The organism is Labrenzia sp. ATLA3 (assembly GCF_057180185.1).
Map to the genome: position 1 here is coordinate 1 of NZ_JBXUKV010000021.1, position 704 is coordinate 704.

The 704-nt window shown below is 51.8% G+C and carries 3 protein-coding genes; all 3 read right to left on the minus strand.

Translation table 11 applies throughout. The features are described from left to right. Positions 1-273: hypothetical protein (locus AC2A6O_RS29025; RefSeq protein WP_498932177.1), on the minus strand; the 273-nt coding region annotated here is incomplete at its 3' end. Positions 274-278: 5 nt separating this feature from the next. Beyond that, positions 279-422: a hypothetical protein gene (locus AC2A6O_RS29030; protein ID WP_498932178.1), complete on the minus strand. Its 144-nt coding sequence runs from the start codon at positions 420-422 to the stop codon at positions 279-281. Next, the coding region (locus AC2A6O_RS29035) for a hypothetical protein (protein ID WP_498932180.1) at positions 422-704 on the minus strand (283 nt) is incomplete at its 5' end. The genes AC2A6O_RS29035 and AC2A6O_RS29030, both read right to left, overlap by 1 nt.

Genomic DNA, 704 nt, shown 5'->3' on the forward strand with positions numbered 1-704 from the left:
ATGAGCCTCGAGCGGGTTCAGCTCTACAAACTCATCATCGTGAACCTCCAGATCATGCTTTTCGGCATAGGCCGCAAACCAGATTTTCTTCCGTAAAGCCTCGTGCAGCTCTTCATCCCCGCGGATCAGTTCAACCATCTGCACGACGTTCTCATATGGAACTTTGCGGCCGCGGTAGCGCTTGTTGCCGGCAAAGAAGGCCCTGCCTTCTTCCGTTTTCTCAAATGCGGCCAGCTCTTCCCGCCAGCCAGTAATGTCGTCAAAATCCGCCATGGGTCCTATGTCCAAATCCATACCAAATGTTCATCAATTGTTCCAAAGCTCTTTCGGCCCCGTTTTGCGGCGGCGATCAATCCTTCCAGCCCGAAGTTTTTCATGATCGGGCTGATTTCACCGGCATCTATCGCAACAATCTTCTCCATCACGCCTCCTCCCCCGGAAAGGAGACAAAAGACGCATAGTTTTCCTTGATGAAGTCTCGGGCCTGCTCAGTTCTGAGTGATGTCAGCCTGCCCTCCTCCAAATCGATGGCCAGCCATGTCGCAACCATCATGTCCCTTTTGTCAAAGCGAACCGGAGCTTTCATCAGGTACCACCGTTCAAATGCGATAAAGGTGTCATGAGCCTCGAGCGGGTTCAGCTCTACAAACTCATCATCGTGAACTTCCAGATCATGCTTTTCGGCATAGGCCGCAAACCAGATT

What these genes read in the sequence shown, in the direction of transcription:
- AC2A6O_RS29030 (WP_498932178.1), bottom strand. Translation starts at nt 422, where the DNA reads ATGGAGAAGATTGTTGCGATAGATGCCGGTGAAATCAGCCCGATCATG.